The organism is Microbacterium testaceum, assembly GCF_003075375.1.
GTDB lineage: Bacteria > Actinomycetota > Actinomycetes > Actinomycetales > Microbacteriaceae > Microbacterium > Microbacterium testaceum_E.
Genome location: NZ_QDFT01000005.1, coordinates 66,574 through 88,594, shown reverse-complemented (window position 1 = coordinate 88,594; position 22,021 = coordinate 66,574). Strand labels below are relative to the sequence as shown.

Here is a 22,021-nt window from a genome sequence, read left to right as displayed (position 1 = left end):
CTCAGCCGAAGATCATGGGCAGATCGTCATCGTCGTCGCCGCCCGACAGGTCGAGGTCGGCGACGACGGGGACGTGGTCGCTGGGCACCTCGCCCTTGCGCTCGTCGCGGTGGATCTCGGCGCCGTGCACGGCGTCGGAGAAGGCCCGCGAGCCGAGGATGAAGTCGATGCGCAGGCCCTCGTTGCGGGGGAAGCGCAGTTGCTTGTAATCCCAGTAGGTGTAGCCGGTGGGGATGAGCGGGCGCACGACGTCGGTCAGTCCGGCCCCCTCGAACGCCCGGAAGGCGGCGCGCTCGGCCGGCGAGACGTGCGTCGTGGCGCCCTCGACCACGGTCGGGTCGCCGTTGTCGTCATCGGTGGGCGCGATGTTGAAGTCGCCGGTCAGGGCCAGGGGCAGGTCGGGGTGGGCCGCGAGGGTGTCGGACGAGTACTGGCGCAGCTTTTCGAGCCAGTCCAGCTTGTAGGCGTAGTGCGGGTCGTCGAGACCGCGGCCGTTGGGCACGTACAGGCTCCACACGCGCACGCCGTCGACGGTCGCGCCGATGGCGCGCGCCTCTTGCGGCAGGTCGGGACCCTCTTTGCCCTTCTCGAACCCGGGCATGCCGGGGAAGCCGATCTCGACGTCTTCGAGCGGCTCACGGCTCGCGATCGCGACGCCGTTCCATTGGTTCAGCCCGTGCGCGGCGACGTGGTAGCCGGCCTCTTCGAAGGCGGCGTACGGGAACTGCTCCGTCTTGCACTTGATCTCCTGCATCGCCAGCACGTCGATGTGCTCACGCACGCAGAACTCGACGGTACGGGTGACGCGGGCGCGGATGGAGTTGACGTTCCAGGTGGCCAGGCGCATGGCATCCAGCCTACTTTCGCGCGCCGCCCGCCCGCGTCGTGCACAGCGGCGGGAGTCGTGGGCGACACGCCGTCGTCCGGGACCCGCAGGGCGGCGTGTCGCGCGCGTGGCCCGCCGTCGTGCGCAGATGGATGCCGTGGGGTGGAGCAATAGACTCGACGCCGTGACCACCGCCTCCACGCCCGAGCTCGAAGCCGACCGCCAGGCCCTCATCGGCCTCATCTCCGACGAGGCGGTGTTCCACGGTGATTTCACCCTCTCGAGCGGCAAGAAGGCGACGTACTACGTCGACATGCGCAAGCTCACCCTCGACCACCGCGCGGCCCCGGCCATCGGCCGCCTCGTGCTCGATCTGGTGAAGGATCTCGACGGGGTCGTGGCCGTCGGCGGTCTGACGCTCGGCGCCGATCCCATCGCCAACGCCGTCATGCACGAGTCGGTGCACGCCGGGACCCCGCTCGACGCCTTCGTCGTGCGCAAGGAGCCCAAGGACCACGGCCGCGGACGCCAGATCGAGGGTGCCGACGTCGCCGGCAAGCGGGTGGTCGTCGTCGAGGACACCTCGACCACCGGCCAGTCCGCGCTCAAGGCCGTCGAGGCCCTCCGGCGCGAGGGCGCCGAGGTCGTCGCCGTCGCCGTGATCGTCGACCGCAAGACCGGTGCGCAGGCGGCTATCGAGGCCGAGGGTCTGCAGTGGTTGGCATCCATCGATCTCGACGACCTGGGACTCGCGCCGCAGTAGGCGTCGCGAGGCGTCCACGACGTCGTCAGAACAGGCGCCGTCACGAGAACAGGCTCCGTCACGAGAACAGGCGGATCCGCGCCGAAACGCCCTGTTCCGGTGCCACCCTCCTGTTCCGGTGACGAGGGGAGGGATGCCGCCGCCCCGCCGCGTGCCGAGGGGTGCGCCCGCGGGTCACCGGTCGTCGGGCCCCGGCCCGTCGAAGGGGTCGCGGCCGCCGCCGCGTCGCGACCGCCGCCACTGGACGATGAACGCCACGAGCGTGCCGGCGGTGATGAAGAAGGCGGTGATGAGCCAGAGGGTGCGGTCGTCCATGCGCCCATCCTCCCCGACGTCGTGTCGGCCGGGTCTCAGGAGGGCCGACGGTTCTCGGCCGCGTCCGCGACGATCCGCGCGATGCGCGCGACCCGGGTGGCGGGCCGCACCGCCGTCGCGATCTGCGTGAGACCGAACTTGCGACTCGACGGAGGGAAGGCGTCCCAGTTCGCGCGTGCCCCGGGGACCGCGTCGAGGGATGCCGTGAGCTCGGCCGGTTCGATCCCGGCTTCGGCGTCGTCGAGCATCTCCCACGCTCCGTTGGCCCGCGCGACCTCGAGAGCGCGCCGCCCGGCCGGGCGCAATCGCCCCTCGGCCTCGAGCCGGGCGATGCGGGCCTTGTTGGTCGCGGCCCAGCCGCTGCGCGCCCGTCGGGGCGCGAACCACAGCCCCGAGCTGACGTCGTCGAAGACCCGGACGGGACCGTCGATCCATCCGACGCACAGCGCCTCGCAGATGGCGTCCTCGTAGTCGACGTACCGCCTCGCGTCGGCGCCCCGGCCGCGCACGAGCCAGGCCCCGGTCGAGGTGGCGTGGTTCCGCTCGAGCCACGCGCTCCAGGCGGCCGCGTCGGCCGCGCGGACCCTCTCGCCGTCGTCGAGCGCGCCCACGGTCAGAGGCCTTCGCTCAGTCCGTCCTCACCGTCGGCGAGATCGGTCTCGAGGGGTTCGTCGCGGACGAGCTCGGCGACCGACGAGAGAATCTCGTCCGGGCGGAAGGGGTAGCGCTCGATCTCGCGCTGATCGCTGATGCCCGTCAGCACGAGGACGGTGTGCAGTCCGGCCTCGATGCCGGCGACGATGTCGGTGTCCATGCGGTCGCCGATCATGCCGGTGTTCTCGCTGTGGGCGCCGATCCGGTTCAGAGCCGACCGGAACATCATCGGGTTGGGCTTGCCCACGATGTAGGGCTCTTTGCCGGTCGCCTTGGTGATGAGCGCGGCGATGGCGCCCGTCGCGGGCAGCACGCCCTCGGTCGAGGGGCCGGTGGCATCCGGGTTCGTCGCGATGAAGCGGGCGCCGCCCCGGATGAAGCGGATCGCCTTGGTGATGGCCTCGAACGAGTAGTTGCGCGTCTCGCCGACCACGACGTAGTCGGGCGTCGTCTCGGTCATGATGAACCCCGCCTCGTGCAGGGCGGTCGTGAGCCCCGCCTCGCCGATGACGAAGGCGGAGCCCCCGGGCATCTGCGACTTGAGGAAGTCGGCGGTCGCGAGGGCCGAGGTCCAGATCGAGGCTTCGGGAACCTCGAGGCCCGATGCGCGCAGACGAGCGCTGAGGTCGCGCGGGGTGAAGATCGAATTGTTCGTCAACACGAGGAACGGGGTGCCCTCGGCGCGCCACTGCGCGAGCAGCTCGGAGGCGCCGGCGATGGGGGTGTTCTCGTGGACGAGGACGCCGTCCATGTCGGTCAGCCAGCACTCGATGTCGCCACGGGTCCGCATGCGGCCAGCCTAGACCCGACCCCCGACACCGCCTCGGAAAAGTGCGCGGGCGGGCCCGATCGCCTGATCGTGGCCCGCCCGTCCGCGGTGGCGGCTGCTTACTTGAAGGTGTCCTTGGTGTTCTCGGCGGCCTTTTTGGCATCCGCCTTCACCTGGTCGGCCTTGCCCTCGGCGGCGAGCTTGTCGTTGTCGGTGGCGTTGCCGATGGCTTCCTTCGCCTTGCCCACGATGTCCTGAGCGGCGTTCTTGATCTTGTCGTCGAGACCCATGATCTGACTCCTTCTTGTCGTGTCGGCGTCGTCGGCGGAAGGTTCGCGTCGAGACGGAGCGTCGTGCTCGCAGATGAGACGGAGGCCGAGCGGCATTCGTCACGCGCATCCGCGGAAAACTTTTCGCGCACCTCCGTATTCCGTTCGCGGAATGCACCCGTGACGCGGGGGCGGGTTCTGGTTAGGGTCGTAGAGTGACGCGCGCCGAGTGGGACCCCGAGAACCTCCCCGACCTCTCCGGAAAGTCCTACCTCGTCACCGGTGCGACCCGTGGACTCGGCTACTTCGCGTGCGAGCAGCTCGCCGCCGCGAACGCCCACGTGCTGCTCACCGGCCGCAATCCCCACAGTCTTGCGGCGGCCAAGGCCGCGGTGCGTCGCACGGTTCCGGATGCCGACATCGAGACCCTCCTGCTCGACACCAGCAACATGGGCTCGGTGCGGGCCGCGGCGGCGACGGCCCGCGCGCGCGGGCGCCTGGACGGTCTGCTCCTGAACGCCGGCGTCGTGCACCCGCCCAAGCAGCGCGAGACCGCCGGCGGGCACGAGCTGGTCTTCGCGACGAACGTCCTGGGTCACTTCGCGCTCGCGGGTGAGCTGCTCAAGCCGCTCGCGTCGGCGCGCGGACGGATGGTTTGGGTCGGCAGCATGTCGACGTCGATCTGGCGGCATCTGCCGACCGACCCCGAACTGCGCGAGGGGTACACCCCGTGGAAGGCGTACGTGCAGTCCAAGGCCGCCACCACGGCGCTCGCCCTCGAGGCCGACAGGCGTCTGCGCGCGCACGGGGTGCCCGTCTCGAGTCTCGTCGCCCACCCCGGGTACTCGACGAGCGGTCGCACGCGGGGGGTGCGCGGGGTGAACGAGCCCACGCGGCTCTCGCGCTTCGTCGACAACCTGCAGGCGCCGATCACGCAGTCCAAGGAGCAGGGTGCGTGGTCGCTCGTGCGCGCCCTCGTCGACGCCTCGGCCGACGGCGGCGAGATGTTCGGCCCCGCCCTGATCGCGCGCGGGGCTCCTCGCCCGGCGAAGCCGGCGCGGGCGACGCGGCGCAGCGAGCTGGGCGCCGACCTGTGGCGCGCCTGCGAGACGGCGACCCACGTGCGCTGGCCCTTCGATCGGGTGCGGCGCACGGCATCCTGATCCACCCCTCGCGATGTCGGAGCCGCACCCTACAGTGATCGCATGGAGCAGGCGACGGCCGACGAGAACACGGCGGCAGATGACCGCGGGCTGACCGCGGCCGAGGTCGCCGAGCGCGTCGCCGCCGGGCGGACCAACGCCTTCACGGCCGACAGCAGCCGCAGCGTCGGCAGCATCGTCCGCGCCAACGTCTTCACGCTTTTCAACGGCATCGTGGCGGCCTGCTTCCTCGTGCTGCTGCTCCTGGGGCGCTGGCAGGACGCCCTGTTCGGCGTCGCTGCCCTGTCGAACGCGGTCATCGGGTGCGTGCAGGAGTTCCGCGCCAAGGCGGCCCTCGATCGTCTCGCCCTGTTGAACGCACCCCTGGCGCGGGTGCGCCGCGACGGGACCGACGCCGAGATCGCCCCGGCCGAGGTCGTGCGCGACGACGTCCTCGTGCTGCGCGCGGGCGACCAGGTGTCCGCCGACGCCGTGGTCGTCTCATCGAGCGGCCTGCAGATCGACGAGTCGATGCTGACGGGCGAGTCGGATGCCGTCGACAAGCGCCTCGACGACGAGGCCCTGTCGGGCTCGATCGTCGTCGCCGGCGAGGGTACGGCCCGCGTGGTGCGCGTCGGGGCGGAGTCCCACGCCAACACCTTCGCGGCCGAGGCGAAGCGGTTCCAGCTCGTCTCGAGCGAGCTGCGCACGTCGATCGACCGCGTCCTGACGTGGGTCGGATGGGGGATCGGCCCGATCGGGCTGCTCGTGCTGAACGCGCAGATGATGGTCGCCGGCGGATGGGCCGAGGCCTGGCAGCAGGGCACGTGGTCGCAGGCCGTGGTCAACACGATCGCGGCCCTGACCGCGATGATCCCGCTCGGGCTGGTGCTGATGACCTCGATCGCGTTCGCCGTCGGTGCGGCCCGCCTGGCCGGGCAGCAGGTGCTCGTCAACGAACTGCCCGCGGTCGAAGGCCTGGCCCGTGTCGACGTGATCTGTCTCGACAAGACCGGCACGCTGACGGCCGGCGAGATCCGCTTCGACGCGGCGCTCACGCTCGACGAGCAGAGCGGCTGGCAGGACGCCCTCGGGTGGTACGGGGCCGCGCCCGACGCCAACGCCACCGCCCGATGCCTGCGCGAACCGTTCCCGGTGGAGCGCCCGATCGAGGCCGCGCGGCGCATCGCGTTCTCGTCGGCGCGCAAGTGGAGCGCCGTCTCGTTCTCGGATGGACCTCGCGGGACGTGGGTGCTCGGCGCCCCCGAGATGGTGTTCGGCGACGATGCGAGCGACGCGTCGACGCCGTTGGGCGCCGCCGTCACCCGCCTGGCGTCGTCGGGTCGTCGCACCCTCGTGCTCGCGCACGCGCCGTCGGCGCTGACCGACGACGACGTCTCCGCCGAGCGGCTGCCCGCCGACCTCGCCGCGGTGGCGGTGCTCACCTTCGTCGAGGCGGTCCGCCCCGATGCCGCCGAGGCGCTGGCGTTCTTCCGGGCGCAGGGCGTGGGCGTGCGCGTCATCTCGGGCGACAACCCCCGCACCGTGGCCGCGATCGCTCGCGAGGTCGGTCTCGAGGTCGACGAGGGGTTCGATGCACGGCGCCTTCCCGACGACGATGCCGAGTGGGGAGCGCTGCTCGAGCAGCACACGGTCTTCGGTCGCGTCACGCCCGACCAGAAGAAGCGCATGGTGACCGCTCTGCAGGCCCGCGGTCATGTCGTGGCCATGACCGGCGACGGGGTCAACGACGCCCTCGCGATCAAGACCGCCGACATCGGCATCGCGATGAACTCGGGAGCCGCCGCGACAAAGGCGGTCGCGCGTCTCGTGCTGTTGGACGGGCGGTTCTCGCACCTGCCGTCGGTCGTCGCCGAAGGTCGGCGCGTCATCGCCAACATCGAGCGGGTCTCGATGCTGTTCCTCACGAAAACCGTCTACGCCACGGGGCTCGCGGTGCTCTTCGGGGCGCTGGTGATGGAGTTCCCGTTCCTTCCGCGGCAGCTGTCCATCACCGACGGCCTGACGATCGGCATCCCCGCCTTCTTCCTCGCCCTGCTGCCGAACGCGCAACGCTACGTCCCCGGCTTCCTCCGGCGCTCGCTGAGCTTCGCCGTCCCCGCCGGCATCGTGATCGCGGTCGCACTCACGGTGTACACGCGGCTCGCGATGGGGCTCGGCCTGAGCGTCGAGCAGCTGCGCACCGGGGCGACGATCATCCTCGCGATCGTCGCGATCTGGGTGCTCACCGTGTTGTCGCGGCCCGTCACGCGCGTCAAGGTGCTCGTGATCGGAGCGATGTTCGTCGCGCTCACCGCGATCTTCACCGTGCCGCCCCTCGGGGAGTTCTTCCAGCTGCAGGACCCCGGTGCGGACGGGTCCGTCCTCGTGACGCTCGTGGTGGTGCTCGCCCTCGCGGCCATCGAAGCGGTGCGGTTCGGGCATCGGCGGTTCGTGCGGCGCTCGCTCGCCGCCCTCGCCCCCGGCGCGGGTGCCGCCCCCGGTGCGGCTGAAGCCCCCGGCGCGGGCGCCGCCCCCGGCGCGGATGCCGCCCCCGCCGCGGATGCGACCCCCGGCGCGCACGCCGACCCCGCGGCGGGCGCGGCCGTCCGTGACACCCGCCGGCGCCCCGCCGTGGTCACCGCGGCCATCGTGCTCGTCTACGTCGGCGGGCTGCTGAACACCGCTCTCGGTGTCGTCGTGCTGCTCGCGCGATACGCGGTGACACCCGATCTGGTGCTGCCGGTGTCGCTCGTCGGCACCGCGACCGTGCTGCTCGGGCTGCTGACGGTCGCCGGAGGATCGGCGCTGTCGCGGGGCAGCATCCTCGCGCGCGCCCTGCTGACGGGCTACCTCGCGGTGCTGATCGTGCTGCAGGCCGTCGCGATGGCGCTGACCGAACTCGATCCGGTGCTGGTGGTCGCCCTCGCCGCGGCGGTGGCGGTCATCGCCGCGGTCTGGATCCCCGGGCGGGCGCGCCGGTGGTTCCGTCCCACGGAGCCCGCCGCCCACGCGACCGTGCGGACAGAGACCGGCCCCCGGGCCGAGGCGCGCAACGCCCCGCCGGCCGCTTAGCCTTCGACGCTCAGCGGGTCAGCCACACCGAGCCGCCCGCACCCACGGGCAGCGTGACCTCGACGCCGTCCGCGCGCACCACCTCGTCCGAGACGACCTCCAGTTCGTGGCCGACGTCGATGCGTCGCGCGACCAGCGCCCGCAGCAGCTCCGGGTCGCGGTCGCTCACCCGCAGCACGCGCCCCGCATGCCCCGGCGCCGCCTCGGCCAGCAGGACGAAGGGCTCGCGGTGCACCGAGCCCTCGGCATCCGGGATCGCATCTCCGTGCGGATCGAAGCGCGGTCGGCCCAAGCGGTCGTCGATGCCCTCGAGCAGGCGGTCGCTCAGGGCGTGCTCGAGCACCTCGGCCTCGTCGTGCACCTCGTCCCACGCGTAGCCGAACTCGCGGACGAGCCACGTCTCGATGAGGCGATGGCGGCGGATCACCCCGGCCGCTCGCCTCTGCCCCGCGGGGGTGAGCGACACGGGGCCGTACGGGCGGTGCGTCACCAGGCCCTGCGACGCGAGCTTCTTGACCATCTCGGTCACGCTCGACGGGGCGAGCCCGAGTCCCGAGGCGAGCTGCGACGGGGTGATCGGCGAATCCTGCCACTCGGTGTGGTGGTAGATGGCCTTGAGATAGTCGTCGGCCACGGGCGATTCCACGCCGTCAGCCTATCCGCCGCTGAACACCAGCCACAGGAGCGTGACGTTGAGGGCGATGAGGAACGCGGATGCCAGCACCCCCGCGATCGTGGTGACGCGGCGATTGCGATGTATGCCGAGCACCTCGGCGCGAGCGGTCAACGCGACCAGTGGCACCAGCGCGAACGGGATGCCGAACGACAGCACCACCTGGCTGAGCACCAGCGCCAGGGTGGGATCGACGCCCGCCGCGAGAATGAGCAGCGCCGGCACGAGCGTGACCAGGCGACGCACGACGAGGGGGACCCGCGCGCGCAGCAGGCCGTTCATGATCTCGGCTCCCGCGTAGGCGCCGACCGAGGTCGAGGCGAGTCCGCTCGCGAGCAGGCCGACGGCGAACAGGGTCGCGACGGCCGCGCCGAGTCCGTCGCGCAGCGCCGCGTACGCCCCCTCGAGGCTGTCGGTGCCCTCGACCCCGGCGAGGTTCGCCGCCGCCAGCAGGAGGATCGCGAGGTTGACGGTGCCGGCCACGGCGAGGGCGATCGTGACATCCCAGCGGGTCGCCCGCAGCAGGCGCGGGGTCGAGAGGCCCCGCGCGCGCTCCAGGGCGCGGTTCGCGGCGTCGGGGCTCTCGGTGACGGTCGCGTCCGTCGGCTCCGCGCGCGACGCCGTTCTCGTTTTGCCGGCCGAGACCCCCGTCCCCCCCGCACCCAGCGCTGTCCCCGCCCCCGCCGCGACCTCCGCGTTCGACGCGTCCCCGACACCCGCCACGACCCCCGCCGCCGGAGCGAACCGATCGCGCGCGAGCGCCGAGTGCGCGTAGATCGCGTGGGGCATGATCGTCGCCCCCAGGATCGAGGCGGCCAGCAGCACCGAGGTGGTGCCCTCGAAGCGGGGGACGAGTCCGCTCGCGACCCCGGCGGCGTCGGGCGGGGCGAAGAGCAGTCCCGCCGAGAACCCGACCGCGATGATCACGAGCAGAGCGATCAGCACGGTCTCGAAGGCCCGCGCCCCGCGACGCGTCTGCACGAGCAGGAGCCCCATCGACACCAGCCCCGTGATCGCTCCTCCCCAGACGAGGGGGATGCCGAACAGCAGGTGCAGGGCGACGGCTCCGCCGATCACCTCGGCGACATCGGTGGCCATTGCGACCAACTCGGCCTGCAGCCAGTACGCGCGCCGGGCCCAGGGTCGGCGGATGCGGCGCCCGAGCACCTGCGGCAGGCTCTCTCCGGTGACGATGCCGAGCTTGGCCGAGAGGTACTGGATGAGCCACGCCATGACGTTGCCCAGCACCACCACCCACACCAGCAGGTACCCGAACGTCGCCCCCGCCGTCAGGTTGCTCGCGACGTTTCCGGGATCGAGGTAGGCCACGCCCGCGACCAGCGCCGGACCCAGAAGCCACAGCGCGCGACCGGGCGCGTGGCGGCGGGTGGTGGCATCCGCTGTTTTCGGCATGCCGAAACTGTATCTATTTTTCGGGTACCCGAAAAGCTACGGCCGGAGCCGGAGCGCTGCACGATTAGCCTGGATCGGTGATGGATGCCGACGACCCCCAGCCGCAGCGCGATGCCGCCTCGGTGTCCGAGGCGTCGCCGCCGGACTCCGCGGTAGCGACGCACGGGGTGGGTCCCTGGCCGGGTGGGCCCGAGGCCTGGCCGGACGATCCCCGGTACGACCGCGAGCTGCTCGCCGAGGGCGACCGCCGCAACGTCGTCGACGCGTACCGCTACTGGACGATGGATGCCATCGTCGCCGACCTCGACGCGAAGCGGCATTCGTTCCACGTGGCCATCGAGAACTGGCAGCACGATCTCAATATCGGCTCCATCGTGCGCAGTGCCAATGCGTTCCTCGCCGCCGAGGTGCACATCATCGGCAAGAAGCGATGGAACCGCCGCGGTGCCATGGTGACCGACCGCTACCAGCACGTGCGCCACCACGAAGACGTCGCCGCCTTCGCGGCCTGGGCCCGGGAGGCGGGCCTCGCCGTCGTCGCGGTGGACAACGTCGACGGTTCGGTTCCGGTCGATCGGGCCGATCTGCCGCGGGAGTGCGTGCTGCTGTTCGGGCAGGAGGGGCCGGGGCTGTCGGCCGAGGCGATCGCCGCCGCGACCGGGGTGATCGAGATCACGCAGTACGGCTCGACGAGGTCGATCAACGCCGCGTCGGCGGCTGCCGTGATCATGTACGAGTGGTGTCGCCGCTGGGCGTGACCCCCGACGCGGGCGAAGTGCCGAAGAGGCGGGCCGTCAGGCCCCGGCTGTCATCCAGGCCGCCCCGCGCACGCGTAGGCCCAGCGTGAGGGCCCGAGCGAGCATGTACACACCGAAGAACGCCGCCGCCAGCCACGCGAGCCCGGCGGGCCCGCCCCCGGCGAAGAGGGCGACGAGCACGAGCGCGGGCACGTAGGGCACGAGATTGAGCACCCCCGCCAGGGCGAGGTAGCGCGCGTCTCCGGCCCCGATGAGCACCCCGTCGAGGACGAAGACGAATCCCGCGAGCGGCTGCGCGACGGCGAGCACCAGCAGCGCCGGTTGGATGAGCGCGGCGATCGCGGCGTCGCCCGTGAAGACGAGGCCGATGACGCCGGAGGCGGCCGCGATGACCGCGCCCACGATCACGCCGAACCAGACGCCCCACGCGCTGGTCCGCCGCAGGACCCGGTCGACGGTGTCGTTCTGTTCGGCGCCGAGCGCCCGACCGACGAGGGCCTGCGCGGCGATCGCGAGCGCGTCGAGGGCGAAGGCCGCCGTCGAGAAGATGGTGAAGGCGATCTGCCACCCCGCCAGTTCGGCCGAGCCGAGGCCCGTCGCCACGGCCACCGTCGCCAGCAGTGCGACGCGCAGGCTCACGGTGCGCAGGAACATCCACCCGCCCGAGCGGGCGGTGCCGCTGAGGCCCTCGCGCTGCGGGCGCAGGGACGCCGAGTGCCGGCGCGCGAGACGCCGGGCGACCAGGACGTACGCGCCTACCATGCCCCACTGCGCGGCGACCGTTCCGATCGCCGATCCGGCGATGCCCCAGCCGAAGCCGTAGATGAAGAGGGCGTTCAGCAGCGCATTCGCGCCGAAGCCGAGGCCGGCGATCCACAGCGGCGTGACGGTGTCCTGCATACCGCGCAGCAGTCCGGTCGCGGCGAATACGACGAGCATCGCCGGCAGCCCCCACATCGAGATCGCGAGGTAGGTGCGGGCGTTCTCGGCCACGTCGGGCGCGGCGCCGAAGAGGTCGACGATCCCGCTCGTGGCGAGCGACCCGGCGGCCGCGAGCACGGCCCCGAGCGCCAGGGCCAGCCACATGCCGTCGATGCCGACCGACACCGCGCGTCCCGGTTCTCCGGCGCCGAACCGCCGCGCCACCGCGGGCGTCGTCGAGTACGCGAGGAACACCATGAGCCCGACGATCGTCTGCAGCACGGCGCCGGCCACGCCGAGTCCCGCGAGCGGGGCCACTCCCAGGTGGCCGACCATGGCGGCATCCACGATCAGGAACAGGGGCTCGGCGATCAGCGCGCCCAGGGCCGGCACCGCGAGCCGCAGGATCGAGCGGTTCAGCGTCTCGGGCGGGCTGGTCGTCACGTTTGAGAGCCTAGGGCGGACCTCCGACACGGGCGGGAGCGGCGCCGTTCCGAGCCCGCATGGAGACGCGGCACTTATCCTGTGTGCATGACCGACACCCCCCGCTCCGGTCTCGCGCTCGACGAGCTCAGCGACGAGATCCGCCCGCAGGACGACCTGTTCCGCCATGTGAACGGACGCTGGCTGGAGCGCACCGAGATCCCCGACGACAAGGCCCGTTGGGGCTCGTTCCACCTCATCGCCGAGCAGGCCGAGGCGGACGTGCGCACCATCGTCCAGGAGTCGCAGGACGCCGAGCCGGGCAGCGAAGCCCGCAAGATCGGCGACCTGTTCGCGAGCTTCATGGACACCGACCGCATCGAGGCGCAGGGCCACGCGCCCATCGACCCCCAGCTCGAGCGCGTCGACGGCGTCTCCGACGTCCCCTCCCTGCTCCGGCTCATCGGCGAGCTCGAGCGCGACGGCATCAGCGGCCTGCTGACGCTCTTCGTCGAGCCCGACCCGGGCGACCCGACGCGCTACGTCCCCGTCGTCTACCAGGGCGGCATCTCGCTGCCCGACGAGAGCTACTACCGCCTCGACAACTTCGACGACACCCGGACCGCCTACCGCGGCCACATCGAGCGCATCCTCGGCCTGGCCGGGGTCGCCGAGGCCGCGGCATCCGCCGATCGCATCTTCGCCCTCGAGACCGACCTCGCCGCGCACCACTGGAGCCGCGAGGACAGCCGCGACTCCGTCAAGACGTACAACCTCAAGAGCTGGGACGACACCGTCCGCCTCGCCGGCGTCGACCTCGAGCCCTGGCGGGCGGGAGTGGCCCCCGGGCACGAGGACGCGCTCGCCGAGGTCGTCGTGTACCAGCCGAGCTTCATCGAGTCGCTCGGCGCGCTGCTCGTCGAGGAGCGTCTCGACGACTGGAAGGCGTGGCTGCGCTTCAAGATCGTCCACGCCGCGGCGGCCTTTCTGACCGAGGCCTTCGTGTCCGAGAACTTCGCGTTCTACGGCACGCAGCTGACCGGCGTCCCCGTCAACCGCGAGCGTTGGAAGCGCGGCGTCAGCCTCGCCGAGGCGGCCCTGGGCGAAGCGATCGGCAAGGTCTACGTCGAGCGGCACTTCAACGCCGACGCGAAGGACGCCATGGACGGTCTGGTCGCCCACCTGATCGAGGCGTACCGTTCGTCGATCCGCGAGCTGACGTGGATGACCGACGAGACGCGCGAGCGCGCCACGGCCAAGCTCGACACCTTCGTGCCGAAGATCGGCTACCCCGTCCGGTGGAAGGACTACTCCGACCTCGAGGTGCACGCCGACGATCTGGTCGGCAACGTCCGCCGCGCCCACGTGTGGGAGCACGACCGCCAGCTCGCCAAGGTCGGCCAGCCGATCGACCGCGACGAGTGGTACATGACCCCGCAGACGGTCAACGCGTACTACAACCCGCTCATGAACGAGATCGTGTTCCCCGCGGCGATCCTGCAGTACCCGTTCTTCGACGCCGGCCGCGACGCCGCCGCCAATTACGGGGGCATCGGCGCTGTGATCGGGCACGAGATCGGCCACGGCTTCGACGACCAGGGCAGCCGCTTCGACGCCGACGGCTCGCTGCGCGACTGGTGGACGGATGCCGACCGCGCGGCGTTCGAAGAGCGCACGAGCGCGCTCATCGCCCAGTACGAGGCCCTCGTGCCGCAGGGCCTGAGCGAAGAGCATCACGTCAACGGCAAGCTCACCATCGGCGAGAACATCGGCGACCTGGGCGGCCTGGGCATCGCGATCGCCGCGTACCGCCTGTACCTGGCGGAGCAGGGTGAAACCGAGGGTGACGGTCCCGTCGTCGACGGGTACACCGGCATCCAGCGCCTCCTGCTCAGCTGGGCCCAGATCTGGCAGCAGAAGGGCCGGGATGCCGAGACGATCCGCCTGCTGACCATCGACCCGCACTCGCCGAACGAGTTCCGCTGCAACCAGATCGTGCGTAACATCGACGCGTTCTACGCGGCGTTCGACGTGAACGAGGGCGACGCGCTGTGGCTCGACGCCGACCAGCGCGTCACCATCTGGTGAGGTCGCGTTTGTTGTCCTGCTGACACCGAAGGAGCCACGCTCGTGGGCATGCCCCCGGTTCCCGAGCCCGCGCCGTCCGATCCCGTCGGCGGGCCGGTGGAGTCGCCTCGTCGCGACTCCCCGGCCCTGCGCGGAGCCGGGCGCAAGGGACCGAAGCGGCTGCCTCGACGGGCTGCCGCGGGGCGACGGTCGTTCACGGCGACGTTGCGGGCGCTCGACGAGCTGGCCGCCTCGGGGGCCAAGGTGGCCGTGCGCATCGACGACCTCGACGGCGGGTCCGAGGTGCTGGCGGGCGACGACTTCCTGACGCTGCCCGTCGCGGGACTCGGTGTGGTGCCGCTGCTGATCGAGGTGGCGGCATCGTTCGAGTCGGGTCGGCTCGACCCGCTCGAGATCATCGACCGCGCCGCCGTCCCGGGCGCGGCCCACGGGGGAACCTGGCAGCACCTCAAGGCCCCGGCGCTGCCGCTGACCGACCTGGCGATGCTCGCCGCGTCCACGGGCGATGCCCTCGCGGCCAATGCGCTGCTGCACCGCGCGGGGCTGCAGTCCGTCCGCGCGCGCATCGAGCAGTTGGGGCTGCGGCGCACGGCACTGCTGGACCGCTTCCGCGACGACCGCGGTCCCGACGATGCTCCGCACGTCGCGCTGTCGACCGCGCGCGAGATGGCCCAGGTGTTCGCGGGCCTGGTGAACTCGACCATCGTGTCGCCCGGCGTCAGCGCCCAGGTCGCCGAGTGGTTGAGCCTGAATCACGACCTCTCGCTCGTGGCATCCGCCACCGGCCTGGATCCGTTCTCGCACGAGAACGACCAGCACGGGCTGCTGTTCGTCAACAAGACCGGTCGCGCCGCCGGCGTGCGCGCCGAGGCGGGTGTGCTGGGCGGGCCCCGCGCGGGGGTGGCGTACGCGCTCGTCGCCAACTTCGACGACCTGTCGATCGCGCACCGGCTGCGGGCGCACGACGCCTTCCGCGTGCTCGGGGTCGAGCTGATGGAGTACGTGTACTGAGCGGTGGGGCGCCGCGGTATCGGAATCGTGCCCCAACCGGGGCGCGAACGCAATCCCTCGTCTGCGGCGCAGTGCACTGGGACGCTGGTGGCCACGATACGAAAGGAAGGACCGAAGCCATGTCCGACTCTCCTGCCACCACAGACCCGTTCGCCAACAACAGCGGCCCCGAGGGCCACTCGATCACCGACTGGACCGACCTCGGCCGCGAGATGTGGTCGTACCTCACGGGCCGCGGTGCCGCCGTCAACTACTCCTTCGTCGACATGACGGTCGAGGTGCCCCGCGACATCGGTCCGGACGCCCCCCGCGCGACCTGGAAGCTCAACGGCACCCTGCGCGTCACCACCAGCGACGACACCGCGGCCGGGTCCGACCCGTACCGCGGCAACTGAGAGGCGGCGCCGTCATGGTGCGCCTCGACATCGACCTGGCCTTCTCCGAGCACGAAGAGGGGCGGGATGCCGACGTCCCGCCGTTCGAGGGGACGATCACGGCCGCGGGCACCGAGGTGCGCATCGTCGTGAGCGACCCCTCGCGACTGCCCGGCAACGGCCGCCGCACGCTCGCCGAGCTGTCCACGGTCGCCGAGGCCCTGGCATCCCGGGGCATCTCCGTGAAGCTCGAGGGGCCGGACGGGCCGATCCTGCAGCTCGGCGACGTCAAGAGCGGCGCTCTGCAGCGAGTCATCACCGGGTCGAAGCACATCCGACTCGGTTCGGTGGCGGCGGTCGCTCCGCTGCTCGTGCGGCGCAACGGCGACCGGACGCTGACGTTCCCCGTTCCGCCCGAGACACCGCTGCCGCTCGTGCCGACGATCAACCGCACCGTGCGGCGTCGCATCACGACGACGCACTACACGCCCGGATCCGGCCGGCCGCGGCTGATCTTCGCCGTGGGCGACTCGTCGTGGGATGGGTCGCGGCCGCGCGAGTTCGACCTGCTGCCCACCAAGACGGTCATCGGGTCGGGCGAAGAGGCCGACCTGCGGCTGCCGGGGCTCGCTCCGGTCCATGCCGAGATCCGTCACGAGGGCGACGACGAGTACGTGCTGTACGGCTTCGACCAGATCGGCGGCGGCGGGGCTCGCGACCAGGGACCCGGGCGCGACGGCGGGGGGCGCATCCTGCGCACCGGCGCGCGCATCGAGCTGGGCGACTGGCGGCTGGCGTACTTCCGCGCCGAGTTCGCCGACCACGGCCGCCCCTACGGCGGACGGCAGGGCGGAGAGTTCGCGCGTCAGCGCAAGCAACCGCCGCGCGGCGGCTCGGGTCCGCTCAGCCGGGCGACCGACCCGGAGTGACGTCCCCGAGGCCCCTCTGACGCCGAGACTGCAGCTGGCTGACGAAACCGTTGCAATCTGCAACCGACTCGTCAGCCAGCTGCAGTCTCGCGGTGTTCGGCGGCCTCGACGCCGATGAGGCAGGGTCGAAGTCGAACGGGATGCCGGGTCTCGGCATCCCGGGGTCAGAAGACGATCGTGTGGTTGCCGTGGCGGATCACGCGGTCCTCGGCGTGCCAGAGCACCGCGCGCGAGAGCACCTGGCGCTCGACGTCGGCGCCGCGGCGCGCGAGCTCGGCGGAGGAGTCGGCGTGGGTGACGCGGACGGTGTCCTGCTCGATGATCGGGCCCTCGTCGAGGTCGCTGGTGACGTAGTGCGAGGTCGCCCCGATGAGCTTCACGCCGCGCTGCTTGGCCTTCTTGTACGGCTCGGCGCCGATGAAGGCGGGCAGGAACGAGTGATGGATGTTGATCACCGGGACGCCGATCTTCTCGAGGAAGTCGGCCGACAGGATCTGCATGTAGCGCGCGAGAACGACGAAGTCGACGTTGCCGACGAGCAGTTCGAGGATCCGCGCCTCGGACGCCGACTTGTCGGGACCCGGGGTCGACGGCACGTGGAAGAACGGCACGCCGAACGAGCGGACGTCGTCGGCCGCGGTCGTGTGGTTCGACACCACCATGGGGATGGTGACGGGCAGGTCGCCGCGGCGGTGACGCCACAGCAGGTCGAGCAGGCAGTGGTCCTGCTTCGAGGCCAGGATCGCCATGCGCTTGGGCGTGGAGAGGTCGGTGAGCGTCCATTCGAGCTCGAATCCCTCGCCGAGGGTGGTGGCGATGTCGGCCCGGATCTCGGGCAGGGCCGCCGAGAGGTCGGGACGGTGGAACACCACGCGCTGGAAGTACGCGCCTCCGCGGGGGTCGTCGGAGTACTGGTCGAAGGCGACGATGTTGCCGCCCTGGCGGGCGATCAGCGCCGAGACCGCGGCGATGATGCCGGGGGTGTCGCTGCCGTGCACGATGAGGCAGGCGTGATCGGGCTGCAGGTGGGGGCTCGCGGAGACCATCGGACCATTCTGCCGTGTGCGGGTGGCCTCGCCGACCAGGTGTCGCGTCAGAGGCGGACCACCACCTTCTGCGCCGAGACGCCCGCGCGCTGGCGGTCGAGGGCGCCCTGCACGGCGCCGAGGCCCTCGCCGACCACGAGCGGGGCCGGCAGGGGGCGCAGCGACCCGTCGGCGAGCAGGCGCGGGACGACCTCGCGCCACAGCCGCGGGCCCATCTCGTCGTCGCGCAGGCTGCTGCCCCAGACGAATGCGGCTCGGATGCCGAGACGCCGGGCGCGCAGGGTGGAGCGCAGCGTCGCGAGCCCGATGCGGGTGAACACGGGCAGCATCGCCGGGAAGAGGCGGCGCCGCCCGGCCAGCGCGTCGAGCGAGAGGGGCGTGCTCGCCATGGCGAGGCGCGCCCCGCCGGTGCGCGACATCACGTCGAGGCAGGCGTCGGTCGAGCCGGCGCCGAGCGCGACGGCCCCGACGACGGCGCGCCCGTCGATGGCGGAGACGAGGTCCGCGACCGCCGTCGGAGACCGGTGATCGACGACCGTCTCGGCACCGAGGGCGCGGACGGTCTGGGCATTCTTCGCGGATGCCGTACTCACCACGTCGTAGCCAGCGGCGCGCGCCAGCTGGATGGCGTTCATCCCCACGCTGGTCGAGCCGCCCCAGACCACCACCACGCCGGGCGCGGTAGCGGATGACGGGGTGCCCGGCATCCGCAATCCGAGGTGCTGCGGCTGGAAGAGCGCGCACGCGGCCGTCGAGAGCCCGAGGGGGAGGACGGCGGCCTGTTCGTCGCCGAGGTCGTCGGGCATGGGGGAAGTGAGGCGTTCCAACAGGGTCGAGTACTCCTGGAACGCCCCCTCGCGCAGGGGATCGCGACCGCGGTCGGTGCCGGTGGCGAGGCCGAAGACGCGCTCGCCGACGCGGAAGCGCGTCACGTCGGCGCCGACGGCGACGACCTCTCCGGCGAGGTCGGACCCGAGCACGGCCGGGGTGCGCAACCAGCGGTACGTGACGGGTCCGGTGCCCTGGATCACCCAGTCGACGGGGTTGATCGCCACGGCGCGCACACGGACGAGCACCTCGTCGGCGGCGGGGGAGGGGGTGTCGTTCGAGGCGACGGTGAGCGGGGCGCGGGGCGTGGCGAGCGTCGCGGCGGAGTGCGTGGGCATGGGTGGCCTTTCCTCGTGATGACACGGAGTGTCTTCACGATAAGCGTGATGACACCGGGTGTCGTCGCATAGGATCACGGCATGGCCAGATGGGCGCCCGACACCCGCGACCGACTGCGCGCAGCCGCCCTCGCGCTCTTCGTCGAGCGCGGCTTCGACGCGACCACCGTGACCGACATCGTCGAGCGCGCCGGCGTGACGCGGCGCACGTTCTTCCGGCACTTCGGCGACAAACGCGAGGTCTTCTTCGCGGGCGACGAGATCCCGCGCCTCGCGGCCTCGATGCTGGCCGCGACCCCCGCCGACCTCTCGCCCTTCGCCGTCGCCTGGACCGGGTTCCTGACCCTCGCGACCGAGCGCTTCGAGCCCCGCCGCACCGAGATCGTCGCCGCGCGGCGCCTCATCGCGGCCGAGCCCGCCCTGCGCGAGCGCGACCTGCAGAAGCAGGCCGATCTGCGAGAGGTTCTGATCGAGGGGTACCGGGACCGCGGGGTCGATGCCCTGCGCGCGCGGGTGGTCGCCGGCGTCGCGATCGAGCTGTGGCAGACGGCGCTCGAGCAGTGGGCGACCGATGACGCGGGCGGGTCCCTCGAGGACCACCTCGAGCGCGTCCGGGCCGAGATGGCCGCCGTCCTCGGCGGAGACGTCGCCGCACAGTCGCGGCCCGCCGCGCCCGCCGGCCCCGCGGCCGATGTCGGTGGGCGGGGATAGCCTGGAACGCGTGACCAGCAGCCTGAGCCTCGATCGGCCGGGCTGGCGCACCTGGACGCTGTGGATCGTCGGCGTGCTCGCCTACGTCGTCTCCATCGTCAACCGCACGTCGCTGTCGGCGGTGGGAGTGGATGCCGCGGTGCGCTTCGGGGCGGATGCCTCGGCGCTGTCGATGTTCGCCGTCATCCAGCTGTTCGTCTACGGCGCCATGCAGATCCCCGTCGGCCTGCTGCTCGACCGCTTCGGGGCGCGGCCGATGATCGCGATCGGCATGGTGCTGATGGCGGTGGGACAACTCGTGATGGCCTTCGCCGATGCCGTGGGGATCGGCATCCTGGCCCGTGTGCTGATCGGGGCCGGCGACGCCGCCATCTTCCCGAGCGTGCTGCGCGTGATCGCGACGTGGTTCCCCGCGCAGCGTGCGCCGCTGCTCGTGCAGCTGACGGGCATCATCGGCCAGCTCGGTCAGATCGTGGCGGTCGTGCCGCTCGCCGCCCTGCTGCACGCCGCCAGCTGGAGCGTCGCCTTCGGCAGCGTCGCGGGCCTGGGCGTGCTCTTCGCGATCCTGACGTTCCTGATCATCCGCAACCGGCCGCCCGAGCGGCGGGACGACCCGGTCGACACCTCGGTCAACACCGAGACCGGGGCGATCCGGGTGGTGCGGTCCGCACCCGACCTGCGTCAGGGGTTCCGCGAGTCGTGGGCGCACCCCGGCACGCGTCTCGGTTTCTGGTCGCACTTCGCCACGCCCTTCGCCGGCACCGCGTTCATGCTGCTGTGGGGCTTCCCCTTCCTCACCGCGGGCGAGGGACTCGAGCCGGCCACGGCGTCGGCGATCATGACGCTGTTCGTGTTCTTCGGCATCCTGAGCGGTCCGGTCATCGGGGCCCTCAGCAGCCGGCACCCGCGCCGGCGTTCGCGCTGGCTCGTGCTGCCCACCGTGGTGTTCCAGGCGGTCGTGTGGATCGTCGTCGTGGTCTGGCCCGGACCCGCACCGCTGTGGCTGCTCATCGTGCTGATGTTCGCCCTCGCCACCGGCGGACCGGCGTCGATGATCGCCTTCGACCACGCGCGCACCTTCACCCCCAGTCACCGGCTCAGCACGGCCACGGGCATCGTCAACGGCGGCGGGTTCCTCGCGGCGCTGCTGGCGATCCTGTTCATCGGTATCGCGATGGACGTGCAGGGCGCGGGCAGTCCCGACACGTACTCGCTCGACGCGTTCCGGCTGGCCTTCCTCACCCAGGTGCCGCTGTGGCTCGTCGGTGGGATCGCCATCGTCATCGAACGCGGGCGCACGATCCGTCACGTGGGCGGCGTGCTGCCGCGCTGATCGACGGGTCCTGCGAGACTCGGAGTCATGGCATCCATCGACATCCGCACCCTCGACACCGTCGACGCGATCCACGAGGCCGCGCGCGTGCTCGACCGGGTGTGGGGCGAGCGCGGCACCATGCCGGCGAACATCCTGCGGGCGCTCGAGCACGCCGGCAACTACGTCGTCGGGCTCTACGACGGCGACGAGATGATCGGCGCGTCCGCGGCGTTCTTCGGACCCCCGGCCGCGCGGTCTCTGCACTCGCACATCACGGGCATCGTCGACGGCCACCAGGGGCGCGGACTGGGGCGTCTGCTCAAGCTGCACCAGCGCGACTGGGCGCTCGAGCGCGGCGTCGGTCGCATCACCTGGACCTTCGACCCGCTCATCCCGCGCAACGCCCACTTCAACCTGGCCGTGCTGGGCGCGCGCGTGACCGAGTACCTGGTCAACCAGTACGGCGAGATGGACGACGAGGTCAACCGCGGCGACGAATCCGACCGCTTGATGGTGTCGTGGGCGCTCGCCGAGCCCGCGGCTCCGCAGCCCCAGGATGCCGAGATCACGGGCGTGGTGGCCGTGCCGGGCGACGTCGAGACCCTGCGGCGCAGCGACCCGGCGGCCGCGGCTGCGTGGCGCGTCCGCGTGCGCGACGAACTGCGGGGGCACCTGGCATCCGGTCGTCGGATCGGCGGGTTCGACCGCCGCGGCTACCTGATCACCGGGTGAACCCGCACGACGGTCACGCGGGGGCGGTGCCCATCACCAGGCGCGGACGCTCGACGAAGACGTCGCGGGCACCGTGGAAGTAGCGGTCCTGCAGGGCCACCAGGCGCTGCACGGTGCGCTCGCCCAGGCCGGCGCGCTCGGCTTCGCGCAGCAGGTCGTCCTTGGTGCAGGGGTACTCCATCGTGCGGAGGAATGCGTCCATGTCGTGCTCCGGTGGGGGCCGTGACGCGCGTGCCGCTCGACGGTGGGCGGCGGTGCGTCGGTGAAGGAGGCGGAGAGCCTTGAGCGACTGTAGGCATCCCCGGAACGGGCGCGAGAGCCTTCTTCGCCGAAAGAACCGTCGATTTTGACACAGGGGTATCTCCGGGGCTCCTTACGCCTCGGGAGCCCCGGAAAGGGGGCCGATCCTGAGCGTGCGGAACCGTCGCGGGCCCCGCACGCCCCCGGTCACCCGTCGGAGCCGTCCGCCTCCGGCATCCCCTGCCCGGGACCCGGGCGCACCTCGGCGTCATCGCGGATGTCGATACGGGTGACGCCGTCGTGCTCGCTCACGTCGATGCGGGGAGCCGCGTCGGCCTCGGTCGCGTTCGGGGCGGTGGTGAGCTGGTCGTGCCGGTTCTCGTCGAAGCTCTTGTCGTCGCTCACCGT

Annotated in this window: 23 protein-coding genes; 11 read left to right on the top strand and 12 right to left on the bottom strand. The window is 71.8% G+C overall.

The features are described 5' to 3' along the window. Position 1: 1 nt before the first annotated feature. Positions 2–847 carry an exodeoxyribonuclease III gene (locus DC432_RS03385; protein ID WP_116536679.1) on the bottom strand — a complete coding sequence of 282 codons (846 nt, stop codon included), beginning with the start codon at positions 845–847 and terminating at the stop codon, positions 2–4. Positions 848–1,010: 163 nt separating this feature from the next. Here DC432_RS03385 and pyrE point away from each other — a divergent pair, with 163 nt between their 5' ends. Then, positions 1,011–1,589: an orotate phosphoribosyltransferase gene (gene pyrE, locus DC432_RS03380; RefSeq protein WP_108320454.1), complete on the top strand. Its 579-nt coding sequence runs from the start codon at positions 1,011–1,013 to the stop codon at positions 1,587–1,589. A gap of 174 nt (positions 1,590–1,763) precedes the next feature. On the opposite strand, the gene DC432_RS16320 is transcribed toward pyrE, so the two are convergent. From DC432_RS16320 to DC432_RS03365, 4 genes are all read right to left on the bottom strand, one after another. Further along, complete coding sequence (locus DC432_RS16320) at positions 1,764–1,904, bottom strand: hypothetical protein (protein WP_165801168.1); 141 nt, start codon at positions 1,902–1,904, stop codon at positions 1,764–1,766. Positions 1,905–1,939: 35 nt separating this feature from the next. Then, positions 1,940–2,515 carry a YdeI/OmpD-associated family protein gene (locus DC432_RS03375; protein ID WP_116536678.1) on the bottom strand — a complete coding sequence of 192 codons (576 nt, stop codon included), beginning with the start codon at positions 2,513–2,515 and terminating at the stop codon, positions 1,940–1,942. Positions 2,516–2,517: 2 nt separating this feature from the next. Further along, on the bottom strand, positions 2,518–3,348 hold the full coding sequence (locus DC432_RS03370) for an HAD-IIA family hydrolase (protein ID WP_108320456.1): 831 nt from the start codon (positions 3,346–3,348) through the stop codon (positions 2,518–2,520). 98 nt (positions 3,349–3,446) lie between these two features. Then, positions 3,447–3,617, bottom strand: a complete 171-nt coding sequence (locus DC432_RS03365; protein ID WP_108320457.1) for a CsbD family protein — start codon at positions 3,615–3,617, stop codon at positions 3,447–3,449. A gap of 194 nt (positions 3,618–3,811) precedes the next feature. Here DC432_RS03365 and DC432_RS03360 point away from each other — a divergent pair, with 194 nt between their 5' ends. Both DC432_RS03360 and DC432_RS03355 read left to right on the top strand, forming a co-directional pair. Beyond that, positions 3,812–4,759 carry an SDR family NAD(P)-dependent oxidoreductase gene (locus tag DC432_RS03360; protein ID WP_116536677.1) on the top strand — a complete coding sequence of 316 codons (948 nt, stop codon included), beginning with the start codon at positions 3,812–3,814 and terminating at the stop codon, positions 4,757–4,759. 42 nt (positions 4,760–4,801) lie between these two features. Next, entirely contained in the window at positions 4,802–7,813 is a 3,012-nt protein-coding gene (locus tag DC432_RS03355) for an HAD-IC family P-type ATPase (RefSeq protein WP_116536676.1), read from the top strand. Between the two features lie 10 nt (positions 7,814–7,823). On the opposite strand, the gene DC432_RS03350 is transcribed toward DC432_RS03355, so the two are convergent. Continuing rightward, entirely contained in the window at positions 7,824–8,459 is a 636-nt protein-coding gene (locus tag DC432_RS03350; protein WP_116536675.1) for a metal-dependent transcriptional regulator, read from the bottom strand. Positions 8,460–8,468: 9 nt separating this feature from the next. Beyond that, entirely contained in the window at positions 8,469–9,899 is a 1,431-nt protein-coding gene (locus DC432_RS03345; protein ID WP_116536674.1) for an Nramp family divalent metal transporter, read from the bottom strand. Positions 9,900–9,979: 80 nt separating this feature from the next. On the opposite strand from DC432_RS03345, the gene DC432_RS03340 reads away from it, so the two are divergent. Continuing rightward, positions 9,980–10,657, top strand: coding sequence for a TrmH family RNA methyltransferase (locus DC432_RS03340; protein WP_116536673.1), 678 nt, complete (start codon positions 9,980–9,982; stop codon positions 10,655–10,657). A 36-nt stretch (positions 10,658–10,693) separates the two neighbouring features. Here the strand turns inward: DC432_RS03340 and DC432_RS03335 are convergent, their stop codons facing one another. Beyond that, complete coding sequence (locus DC432_RS03335; protein WP_116536672.1) at positions 10,694–12,022, bottom strand: MATE family efflux transporter; 1,329 nt, start codon at positions 12,020–12,022, stop codon at positions 10,694–10,696. Between the two features lie 87 nt (positions 12,023–12,109). Between DC432_RS03335 and DC432_RS03330 the strand changes: the two genes are divergently transcribed. The 4 genes from DC432_RS03330 to DC432_RS03315 all read left to right on the top strand — a co-directional run bounded on the left by DC432_RS03330 (position 12,110) and on the right by DC432_RS03315 (position 16,403). Continuing rightward, positions 12,110–14,089, top strand: coding sequence for a M13 family metallopeptidase (locus DC432_RS03330; RefSeq protein ID WP_116536671.1), 1,980 nt, complete (start codon positions 12,110–12,112; stop codon positions 14,087–14,089). 42 nt (positions 14,090–14,131) lie between these two features. Continuing rightward, positions 14,132–15,100, top strand: a complete 969-nt coding sequence (locus tag DC432_RS03325) for a serine hydrolase (RefSeq protein ID WP_243393009.1) — start codon at positions 14,132–14,134, stop codon at positions 15,098–15,100. 119 nt (positions 15,101–15,219) lie between these two features. After that, on the top strand, positions 15,220–15,495 hold the full coding sequence (locus DC432_RS03320; protein WP_108317417.1) for a hypothetical protein: 276 nt from the start codon (positions 15,220–15,222) through the stop codon (positions 15,493–15,495). A gap of 14 nt (positions 15,496–15,509) precedes the next feature. Further along, complete coding sequence (locus tag DC432_RS03315) at positions 15,510–16,403, top strand: FHA domain-containing protein (protein WP_243393008.1); 894 nt, start codon at positions 15,510–15,512, stop codon at positions 16,401–16,403. 164 nt (positions 16,404–16,567) lie between these two features. Here the strand turns inward: DC432_RS03315 and purU are convergent, their stop codons facing one another. Both purU and DC432_RS03305 read right to left on the bottom strand, forming a co-directional pair. Then, the gene (purU, locus tag DC432_RS03310; RefSeq protein ID WP_108317416.1) at positions 16,568–17,449 is read right to left on the bottom strand and encodes a formyltetrahydrofolate deformylase; all 882 of its coding nucleotides are present in this window, start codon (positions 17,447–17,449) and stop codon (positions 16,568–16,570) included. 47 nt (positions 17,450–17,496) lie between these two features. Then, the gene (locus tag DC432_RS03305) at positions 17,497–18,615 is read right to left on the bottom strand and encodes a zinc-binding alcohol dehydrogenase family protein (protein ID WP_116536669.1); all 1,119 of its coding nucleotides are present in this window, start codon (positions 18,613–18,615) and stop codon (positions 17,497–17,499) included. A gap of 81 nt (positions 18,616–18,696) precedes the next feature. On the opposite strand from DC432_RS03305, the gene DC432_RS03300 reads away from it, so the two are divergent. From DC432_RS03300 to DC432_RS03290, 3 genes are read left to right on the top strand one after another with little or no spacing between them, the layout of a single operon-like run. After that, complete coding sequence (locus DC432_RS03300; RefSeq protein ID WP_116536668.1) at positions 18,697–19,326, top strand: TetR family transcriptional regulator; 630 nt, start codon at positions 18,697–18,699, stop codon at positions 19,324–19,326. Between the two features lie 10 nt (positions 19,327–19,336). Next, the gene (locus DC432_RS03295) at positions 19,337–20,659 is read left to right on the top strand and encodes an MFS transporter (protein ID WP_207770734.1); all 1,323 of its coding nucleotides are present in this window, start codon (positions 19,337–19,339) and stop codon (positions 20,657–20,659) included. A gap of 27 nt (positions 20,660–20,686) precedes the next feature. Then, a complete protein-coding gene (locus DC432_RS03290) occupies positions 20,687–21,373 on the top strand; it encodes a GNAT family N-acetyltransferase (RefSeq protein ID WP_116536666.1) in 687 nt (228 codons plus the stop codon). A 13-nt stretch (positions 21,374–21,386) separates the two neighbouring features. Here the strand turns inward: DC432_RS03290 and DC432_RS03285 are convergent, their stop codons facing one another. Together DC432_RS03285 and DC432_RS03280 are read right to left on the bottom strand one after the other, a co-directional pair. Then, positions 21,387–21,575 carry a DUF2795 domain-containing protein gene (locus tag DC432_RS03285; protein ID WP_108317656.1) on the bottom strand — a complete coding sequence of 63 codons (189 nt, stop codon included), beginning with the start codon at positions 21,573–21,575 and terminating at the stop codon, positions 21,387–21,389. A 245-nt stretch (positions 21,576–21,820) separates the two neighbouring features. Then, positions 21,821–22,018, bottom strand: a complete 198-nt coding sequence (locus DC432_RS03280; RefSeq protein ID WP_116536719.1) for a multidrug transporter — start codon at positions 22,016–22,018, stop codon at positions 21,821–21,823. Positions 22,019–22,021: the final 3 nt, after the last annotated feature.

What these genes read in the sequence shown, in the direction of transcription:
- DC432_RS03385 (WP_116536679.1), bottom strand. Translation starts at nt 847, where the DNA reads ATGCGCCTGGCCACCTGGAACGTCAACTCCATCCGCGCCCGCGTCACC.
- DC432_RS03315 (WP_243393008.1), top strand. Translation starts at nt 15,510, where the DNA reads ATGGTGCGCCTCGACATCGACCTGGCCTTCTCCGAGCACGAAGAGGGG.
- DC432_RS03345 (WP_116536674.1), bottom strand. Translation starts at nt 9,899, where the DNA reads ATGCCGAAAACAGCGGATGCCACCACCCGCCGCCACGCGCCCGGTCGC.
- DC432_RS03340 (WP_116536673.1), top strand. Translation starts at nt 9,980, where the DNA reads ATGGATGCCGACGACCCCCAGCCGCAGCGCGATGCCGCCTCGGTGTCC.
- purU (WP_108317416.1), bottom strand. Translation starts at nt 17,449, where the DNA reads ATGGTCTCCGCGAGCCCCCACCTGCAGCCCGATCACGCCTGCCTCATC.
- DC432_RS03370 (WP_108320456.1), bottom strand. Translation starts at nt 3,348, where the DNA reads ATGCGGACCCGTGGCGACATCGAGTGCTGGCTGACCGACATGGACGGC.
- DC432_RS03320 (WP_108317417.1), top strand. Translation starts at nt 15,220, where the DNA reads ATGTCCGACTCTCCTGCCACCACAGACCCGTTCGCCAACAACAGCGGC.
- DC432_RS03290 (WP_116536666.1), top strand. Translation starts at nt 20,687, where the DNA reads ATGGCATCCATCGACATCCGCACCCTCGACACCGTCGACGCGATCCAC.
- DC432_RS03330 (WP_116536671.1), top strand. Translation starts at nt 12,110, where the DNA reads ATGACCGACACCCCCCGCTCCGGTCTCGCGCTCGACGAGCTCAGCGAC.
- DC432_RS16320 (WP_165801168.1), bottom strand. Translation starts at nt 1,904, where the DNA reads ATGGACGACCGCACCCTCTGGCTCATCACCGCCTTCTTCATCACCGCC.
- DC432_RS03300 (WP_116536668.1), top strand. Translation starts at nt 18,697, where the DNA reads ATGGCCAGATGGGCGCCCGACACCCGCGACCGACTGCGCGCAGCCGCC.
- DC432_RS03285 (WP_108317656.1), bottom strand. Translation starts at nt 21,575, where the DNA reads ATGGACGCATTCCTCCGCACGATGGAGTACCCCTGCACCAAGGACGAC.
- DC432_RS03355 (WP_116536676.1), top strand. Translation starts at nt 4,802, where the DNA reads ATGGAGCAGGCGACGGCCGACGAGAACACGGCGGCAGATGACCGCGGG.
- DC432_RS03305 (WP_116536669.1), bottom strand. Translation starts at nt 18,615, where the DNA reads ATGCCCACGCACTCCGCCGCGACGCTCGCCACGCCCCGCGCCCCGCTC.
- DC432_RS03365 (WP_108320457.1), bottom strand. Translation starts at nt 3,617, where the DNA reads ATGGGTCTCGACGACAAGATCAAGAACGCCGCTCAGGACATCGTGGGC.